General features: G+C 67.1%; 6 protein-coding genes. 5 read left to right on the forward strand and 1 reads right to left on the reverse strand.

Features of this window, described 5'->3' with window-relative positions:
• Positions 1-52: 52 nt before the first annotated feature.
• Positions 53-1,846 carry a gamma-glutamyltransferase gene (gene ggt, locus QRO95_RS24555; protein ID WP_285303666.1) on the reverse strand — a complete coding sequence of 598 codons (1,794 nt, stop codon included), beginning with the start codon at positions 1,844-1,846 and terminating at the stop codon, positions 53-55.
• A gap of 613 nt (positions 1,847-2,459) precedes the next feature.
• On the opposite strand from ggt, the gene ilvC reads away from it, so the two are divergent.
• From ilvC to QRO95_RS24580, 5 genes are all read left to right on the forward strand, one after another.
• On the forward strand, positions 2,460-3,434 hold the full coding sequence (ilvC, locus tag QRO95_RS24560) for a ketol-acid reductoisomerase (protein ID WP_032130453.1): 975 nt from the start codon (positions 2,460-2,462) through the stop codon (positions 3,432-3,434).
• Between the two features lie 39 nt (positions 3,435-3,473).
• Complete coding sequence (gene ilvG / locus QRO95_RS24565) at positions 3,474-5,210, forward strand: acetolactate synthase 2 catalytic subunit (RefSeq protein ID WP_049462520.1); 1,737 nt, start codon at positions 3,474-3,476, stop codon at positions 5,208-5,210.
• A complete protein-coding gene (locus QRO95_RS24570) occupies positions 5,194-5,445 on the forward strand; it encodes an ACT domain-containing protein (protein ID WP_014038403.1) in 252 nt (83 codons plus the stop codon). Before ilvG ends, QRO95_RS24570 begins: the two co-directional genes overlap by 17 nt.
• Positions 5,446-5,541: 96 nt before the next feature.
• Positions 5,542-6,633 (forward strand): threonine dehydratase, encoded by a 1,092-nt coding sequence (locus QRO95_RS24575; RefSeq protein WP_032130451.1) that lies wholly within the window; start codon positions 5,542-5,544, stop codon positions 6,631-6,633.
• Positions 6,630-8,205, forward strand: a 1,576-nt coding sequence (locus tag QRO95_RS24580) for a 2-isopropylmalate synthase (RefSeq protein ID WP_285303668.1), incomplete at its 3' end; no start/stop codon positions are given. The genes QRO95_RS24575 and QRO95_RS24580, both read left to right, overlap by 4 nt.

The following is an 8,205-nucleotide window of genomic DNA, read 5'->3' on the forward strand; positions in this document are numbered from 1 at the left end:
GCTTCCACGAACCATCACCGCAGAGGGGGCTCCGCCCGGTGGCCGGGAAACCTCAATACCCCGCCGCCTGCCCATCCTTTCGACTCTCAGACGCACCGTAGTAAACGCCGGATTCCGGATCACGCATGATCGCCTGATACCCGCCATACGGACCATCGGCGAACACGATGCGATGCCCCTTGCGCATCAACGCACGCACCGTCTCGTACGGGAACCCGGTTTCCAGATTCACTTCACCACCGTCGGTCATCGCCGTGGCCTGACCTGTCGGTTCAGTCGAGCCCTCGTGCTGGATGCGCGGTGCATCACCGGCTTCCTGCAGGTTCATCCCGAAATCCACCAGGTTCATCACGATCTGCGCGTGGCCCTGCGGCTGCATCGCGCCGCCCATCACGCCGAAGCTGGCATACGGCTTGCCGCCCTTGGTGATGAACGCCGGGATGATGGTCTGGAATGGACGCTTGCCCGGCGCGTAGCCGTTGGGATGGTTCTTCTGCAGCACGAACATCTCGCCACGGTCCTGCAGGATGAAACCCAGACCGGGCGGTGCCATGCCGCTGCCCATGCCACGGTAGTTGGACTGGATCAGCGAAACCATCATGCCGTCGGCGTCGGCCACGGTCATGTAGATCGTGTCGCCCTCCTCCAGCTGCTTCGGCGTGCCCGGCTGCACTTCCTTCAGCGCCTTGTCCATCGAGATCAGCGCGCGGCGCTGTGCGGCGTAGTCCTTGGAAATCAGCTTCTGCACCGGCGCCGGCTGGAACGCCATGTCGGCATAGAAGCGCGCGCGATCGGCGAAGGCCAGCTTCTTCGCTTCAACGAACAGGTGCACATGCTCCGGTGAACCGAAGGGAATCTTCGAGAAGTCGTAGCCTTCCAGCACGTTGAGGATCTGCAGCGCGGCGATGCCCTGGCTGTTCGGCGGCAGCTCCCACACGTCGTAGCCACGGTAGTTGCTGCTGACCGGTTCGACCCACTCACCGTGGTGGTCGGCCATGTCCTGGTAGCTCAGGAAGCCGCCGTTGGCCTTGAAGTAGTCGCCGATGTTGCGGGCGATATCGCCCTTGTAGAAGGCATCACGACCGCCGTCGGCGATTTTCTGCAGCGTGCTGGCCAGATTCGGGTTCTTCCACATCTCGCCCTTGCGCGGGGCATGGCCGTTGATCGTGAACTGTTCCTTGAACCCCGGATACTGCGACAGCTTGGGCACCGAGCGGTCCCAGTAGTAGGCGATCACCTCGGCCACCGGATGGCCCTCGCGGGCGTAGCGGATCGCCGGCGCCAGGTTGTCGGCCATCGGCTTGCGGCCGAAGCGGTCGTGCAGCGCGAACCAGCCATCGACTGCGCCGGGCACGGAGACCGGCAGCGGGCCGGTAGCCGGGATGTCCTTCAGGCCACGGCGCTGGAACTCGGCCAGGGTGAGTGACTTCGGCGAACGGCCCGAACCGTTGTAGCCATAGAGCTTCTGCGTCTTCGGGTCCCAGACGATGGCGAACAGGTCGCCGCCGATGCCGTTGCCGGTCGGCTCCATCAGGCCGAGCGCGGCGTTGGCGGCGATCGCCGCGTCCACCGCCGAGCCACCGCCCTTCATCACGTCCAGCGCGATCTGGGTGGCCAGCGGCTGTGAAGTGGCAGCCATCGCATGCGGGGCGATCACCTCCGAACGCGTGGCAAAGGTGTGGCCGGTGATGCGGTCGGCGGCGGAAGACAGTGCGGGCACAGCGGCCAGCAGAGCAGCGGCCAGCAGGGAACGGGCAAGGCGTCGGGACACGGTCGGGTTCCGATGGAAGGGTGGTCCCTCGATCTTCGCCGCTGCGGCCTGCATGCGGTATCGGGCAGAGGTCATGGACGTTGATCCTGGGATGGGGTGCGGAAGGTCCGCCCCCACCAAGGCGAAAATCCGCCGAATTCCGCGCAAAAACTGCCCTGAAAGGAGTGAATTGGGGTTCACCGAAACACTTTCAGCGGCAACCATCCTTGTGCCGCAAGCGATTCCGCTGGATGCAGCGGAAACCGATGGAAAATCCGTTGCGAGGGTTGACAGCGCCGAAACGGCTGTGTTTCTCTCGATCACATGTTGCATCACAACACGCCACCGCGAACCCACATCGAAGCCGCCGACATCGGCGCCGCTTCGCTGCGTTCGATTCTTGTGCTCGTACTTATTACCCAACCAACAGGTGCGGGACGAGCCAGCGTGTAAGCAACAAACACACCGGAACTCTTCAAAAACCCGCACCCGCCCCGGTGCGGGTTTTTTCATTTCAGAACCTGGTTTCAGACGCAACCACCATGCACAACGCCGATCGCACAACCCGGACCTGCACCACCGCGACGCCTCGTGGTGGCTGTGCCTGTGCAACGCGCGGCGCCTCCTCCACCGCTTTCCCCTGACCGGCCGGCACGTCACCTCGACGACCGGCCGTTCTTTTTTTTTCCCACCGCAAGGAACCTCCCCCATGAGCACCAACGACCTGCCCCAGACCAAGATCGCCGTCATCGGCTACGGCAGCCAGGGCCGCGCCCACGCGCTGAACCTGCGTGAATCCGGCTTCGATGTGGTGGTAGGCCTGCGTCCGGGCGGCCCGACCGAAGCCAAGGCGCAGGCCGATGGCTTCACCGTGATCGCGCCCGCTGAAGCGGTGAAAGACGCCGACCTGGTCGCCGTGCTGACCCCGGACATGGTGCAGAAGAAGCTCTACAACGACGTGCTGGCGCCGAACATGAAGCAGGGCGCCTGCCTGCTGTTCGCGCATGGCCTGAACGTGCACTACGGCATGATCGAGCCGCGCGCCGACCTGGACGTGGTGCTGGTTGCGCCGAAGGGCCCGGGTGCGCTGGTGCGTCGTGAGTATGAGATCGGGCGCGGCGTACCGTGCATCTGGGCGGTCTACCAGGATGTCAGCGGCAAGGCTGCGCAGCACGCGCAGGCCTATGCGGCCGGCCTCGGCGGCGCTCGCGCCAACCTGATCCAGACCACCTTCAAGGAAGAGACCGAGACCGATCTGTTCGGCGAGCAGGCGGTGCTGTGCGGCGGTGCCTCGGCACTGGTGCAGGCCGGTTTCGAAACCCTGGTCGAAGCCGGTTACCAGCCGGAGATCGCCTATTACGAAGTGCTGCACGAACTGAAGCTGATCGTGGACCTGTTCTACGAAGGCGGCATCTCGCGCATGCTGGAGTTCATCTCCGAGACCGCGCAGTACGGCGACTACGTCAGCGGCCCGCGGGTGATCGACGCCGGCACCAAGGCGCGCATGAAGGAAGTGCTGAAGGACATCCAGGACGGCACCTTCACCAAGAACTGGGTGGCCGAGTACGAAGCGGGCCTGCCGAACTACAACAGGTTCAAGCAGGCCGACCTGGAGCACCCGATCGAGAAGGTAGGCAAGGAACTGCGCGCCAAGATGGTCTGGTTGCAAGGACAGGCCGCGTAACCGCGCGGCCCTCCCCCACCCGCTTTGCAAGGTTCCCCCATGAACTCTTCGACACATCGCAGCGCGCCGCCCAACGGCGCGCGCTGGCTGACCCAGGCGCTGGAGGCCGAAGGCGTCCGCACGCTGTTCGGCTATCCCGGTGGCACCATCATGCCGTTCTACGACGCGCTGGTGGATTCGTCGCTGAAGCACATCCTGGTACGCCATGAGCAGGGCGCGGCGCTGGCCGCCAACGGTTTTGCCCGCGCCAGCAACCAGGTGGGTGTCTGCGTGGCCACCTCCGGCCCGGGCGCCTCCAACCTGGTCACCGGCATTGCCGATGCGATGCTGGATTCGGTACCGATGGTCTGCATCACCGGTCAGGTCGGCACGCCGCTGCTGGGCACCGACGCCTTCCAGGAACTGGATGTGTTCGGCCTGACGATGCCGATCGTCAAGCACAGCTGGCTGGTGCGCAGCGTCGATGACCTGCCGCGCGTGGTCGCCGATGCGTTCCGCATCGCCCGCGAAGGCCGGCCCGGCCCGGTGCTGATCGACCTGCCCAAGGACGTGCAGCTGGCCGATGCCAGTCATCTGCCAGCGCACGTGCCGAGCAGCATCGAGCCGCCGCCTGCGCCGGCCGAAGCGGCCATCGCCGAGGCCATCGCCGCACTGGCAGCCGCCGAAAAGCCGGTGGTCTACGCCGGTGGGGGCATCGCGCTGGGCGACGCGGTGCAGGACCTGCGCGACTTCGTCGAGGCCAGTGCCATCCCCACGGTGATGACCCTGCGTGGGCTGGGCGCACTGCCGGCCAACCACCCGCAGTCGCTGGGCATGCTGGGCATGCACGGTACCCGCGCGGCCAACATGGCGGTGCAGGAAAGCGACCTGCTGCTGGTGCTGGGTGCGCGCTTCGACGACCGTGCCACGGGCAAGCTGGCCGAGTTCGCACCGTTCGCCCGCGTCGTCCACATCGACGCCGACGCCTACGAGATCTCCAAGCTGCGCAGCGCCGACGTCGCCGTGCCCGGCAACGTCGGCCATGCCATCCGCGCCCTGCGTGCGGCCTTCCCCTCCCCCAAGGCCCACCAGGACGCATGGCGCAAGCGCTGTGCACAGCATCGCGATCGCTTCGCCGCACGCTACGACGCGCCGGGCCAGCACATCTACGCACCGGCCCTGCTGAAGCGCCTGAGTGAGCTGGCACCGGCCGATGCGGTGATCGCCTGCGATGTCGGCCAGCACCAGATGTGGGTCGCCCAGCACTGCCGTTTCAACCACCCGCGCAATCATCTGACCAGTGGCGCGCTGGGCACCATGGGCTTCGGCCTGCCGGCCGCGATGGGTGCGCAGTTCGCATGCCCCGAGCGCACCGTGGTGCTGGTCTCCGGCGACGGCAGCTTCATGATGAACGTGCAGGAGCTGGCCACCATCGCGCGTTGCCGCCTGCCGGTGAAGATCGTGCTGCTGGACAACAGTTCGCTGGGCATGGTGCGGCAGTGGCAGGAGCTGTTCTTCGCCGAGCGTTACAGCGAGATCGACCTGTCCGACAACCCGGACTTCGTGGCACTGGCACAGGTGTTCGGCATCGCCGCCACCCGCATCGACAACCGCGACGACGTGGAAGGCGGCCTGGCCGCACTGCTGGCCGAACCAGGCCCGGCGCTGCTGCACGTGGCCATCGATGCACGCGCCAACGTGTGGCCGCTGGTGCCGCCGAACACCGCCAACAGCACGATGCTGGAAAGCAACCCCGCCCATGCCCGCCAGGAGACCCCCAATGCAATACCGGCTTGACCTGGTGCTGCACCCGGCCGAAGGCGCGCTGCTGCGCGTGATCGGCATGGCCGAACGCCGTGGCTTCGCGCCGCGTGCGATCAGCGGTGCGCCGGTGGCCGCCGACGATGGCCGCTGGCACCTGCAGCTGGTGGTGGATGGCCAGCGTCCGGCGGAAACGCTGTGCCGGCAGATCGAGAAGATCTACGACTGCGTGTCCGTGCAGGTCACCGCCGTGGAAGGAGCATCCGTATGAACACCCGTACCGTAGCGACCACGGTGCCGGTACGGAGGCGTCTTCTTCGCCGCCCGTGCCCGCATGCGGCGGTCTTCTGCACTGCGCTGGTGGCCCATGCCGGCCGCTGACACCAGCCAGGAAAGCGATGTCGGCGACGTAAGCGTCGCCGACGTACTGGCGGCGCAGGCTCGTCTGCGCCGCTTCCTGCCGCCCACCCCGCTGCACCATGCCGAACGCTTCGGTACCTGGCTGAAGCTGGAGAACCTGCAGCGCACCGGTTCCTACAAGGTACGCGGCGCATTGAATGCGCTGCTGGCCGGCCGCGAGCGCGGCGATACCCGGCCAGTGATCTGCGCCTCGGCCGGCAACCATGCCCAGGGCGTGGCGTGGGCGGCCTACCGCCTGGACGTGCCGGCCATCACCGTGATGCCGCATGGCGCGCCCGCCACCAAGATCGCCGGCGTCGCCCACTGGGGCGCGACCGTGCGCCAGCACGGCACCAGCTATGACGAGGCCTACGCCTTCGCGGTCGAACTGGCACAACGCCACGGCTACCGCTTCCTGTCCGCGTTCGACGATGCCGACGTGATCGCCGGCCAGGGCACGGTCGGCATCGAGCTGGCCGCACACGCGCCGGACGTGGTGATCGTGCCGATCGGCGGCGGCGGGCTGGCCTCCGGCGTTGCGTTGGCACTGAAATCGCAGGGCGTCCGCGTGGTGGGCGCGCAGGTGGAAGGCGTCGATTCGATGGCCCGCGCGATCCGCGGTGACGTGCGCGAGATCGCCCCCGTTGCTTCGCTGGCCGACGGCGTGCGGGTGAAGATTCCCGGCTTCCTGACCCGCCGCCTGTGCACCTCGCTGCTGGACGATGTGGTGATCGTGCGCGAAGCCGAACTACGCGAAACCCTGGTCCGCCTGGCACTGGAAGAACACATCATCGCCGAGGGCGCCGGTGCGCTGGCGCTGGCCGCCGGCCGCCGCGTCGCCGGCCGCCGCAAGTGTGCGGTGGTCTCCGGCGGCAACATCGATGCCGGCGTCCTCGCCGGCCTGCTCACCGACATCCGCCCGCGCCCGCCACGCAAACCACGGCGACGGCGCAGCGAAACACCGCGCTCGCCCGCCAAGGCCAGCGCCATCGCTTCCCCCACCTCTTCCCCTTCCCCCCTGCAAGCCGTCGCACCCGCTGTCGAGGAGATTTCCCTGTGACCACCATCGAACGAATTACCACCCCGCGCATCCGCATCTTCGACACCACCCTGCGTGACGGCGAGCAGTCCCCCGGCTGCAGCATGAGCCCGCCGCAGAAGCTGGTGATGGCGCGTGCGCTGGACGAACTGGGCGTGGACATCATCGAGACCGGCTTCCCGGCCAGCTCGCAGTCCGACCGTGAGGCGATGGCACTGATCGGCCGCGAACTGCGCCGCCCGAGCCTGACCCTGGCGGTGCTGTCGCGCTGCCTGCAGGCCGACATCGAAACCTCCGCACGTGCGCTGGAGGCCGCGGCCAACCCGCGCCTGCACGTGTTCCTGTCGACCAGCCCGCTGCACCGCGAGCACAAGCTGCGGATGACCCGCGAGCAGGTACTGGAGTCGGTACGCAAGCACGTATCGCTGGCCCGGTCCTATATCGACGATGTCGAATTCTCGGCCGAGGATGCCACCCGCACCGAGCTGGACTACCTGATCGAAGTCGCGCGCGTGGCCATCGCTGCCGGCGCCACCACCATCAACCTGCCCGACACCGTCGGCTTCACCACGCCGGAAGAGATCCGCGCGATGTTCCAGCAGGTCATCGCCGGCGTCGCCGACGTGCCGAATGCCGCCAATGTGATCTTCAGCGCGCACTGCCACAACGACCTGGGCCTGGCCGTGGCCAACTCGCTGGCCGCCATCGAAGGCGGTGCACGCCAGGTCGAGTGCACCGTCAACGGCATCGGCGAGCGCGCCGGCAACTGTTCGCTGGAAGAGATCGCGATGGTGCTGAAGGTGCGCCAGGCCTTCTACGAACAGGACAGTTCGATCAACACCCCGCGCATCGTCGGCACCTCGCAGCTGCTGCAGCGCCTGGTCGGCATGCCGGTACAGCGCAACAAGGCCATCGTCGGTGCCAATGCCTTCGCCCACGAATCGGGCATCCACCAGCACGGCATGCTGCGCCACCGCGGCACCTACGAAATCATGCGTCCGGAAGACGTGGGCTGGGAAGATTCGCAGATGGTGCTGGGCCGCCACAGTGGTCGCGCCGCCGTCGAAGCACGCCTGCGTGCGCTGGGCTTCTGGCTGGACGAAGACGAACTGAAGCTGGTATTCGAGCAGTTCAAGGGCCTGTGCGAACAGCAGCGCGTGGTCACCGATGCCGACCTGCAGACGCTGATGCAAGGTGGCTCCAACGCGCAGGGCTATCGCCTGGCGTCGATGACCATCAGCGACGTCGGCAGCCGCGCCAATGCGCTGGTGGAACTGTCCGACCCGGACGGCAATCGCGTGGCCGAGACCGCGCAGGGCGACGGCCCGGTCGATGCGCTGTTCGGCGCGCTGTCGGCCGCTACCGGCGTGCAGCTGATGCTGGACAGCTACCACGTGCACAGCGTCGGCATCGGCGCCGATGCGCGCGGCGAAGCCAATCTGAGCGTGCGCCACGAGGGCGTGGAGTACGACGGCACCGGCACCAGCAAGGACATCATCGAAGCCTCCGCGCTGGCCTGGCTGGATGTGGCCAACCGCCTGCTGCGCCAGCGCCAGGCTGCCGCCCACAGCAACACCGACGTTGCCACCCCCG

Origin of the sequence: Stenotrophomonas maltophilia group sp. Smal13 (assembly GCF_030236855.1) — a bacterium.
GTDB classification, from domain to species: Bacteria; Pseudomonadota; Gammaproteobacteria; order Xanthomonadales; family Xanthomonadaceae; genus Stenotrophomonas; species Stenotrophomonas maltophilia_A.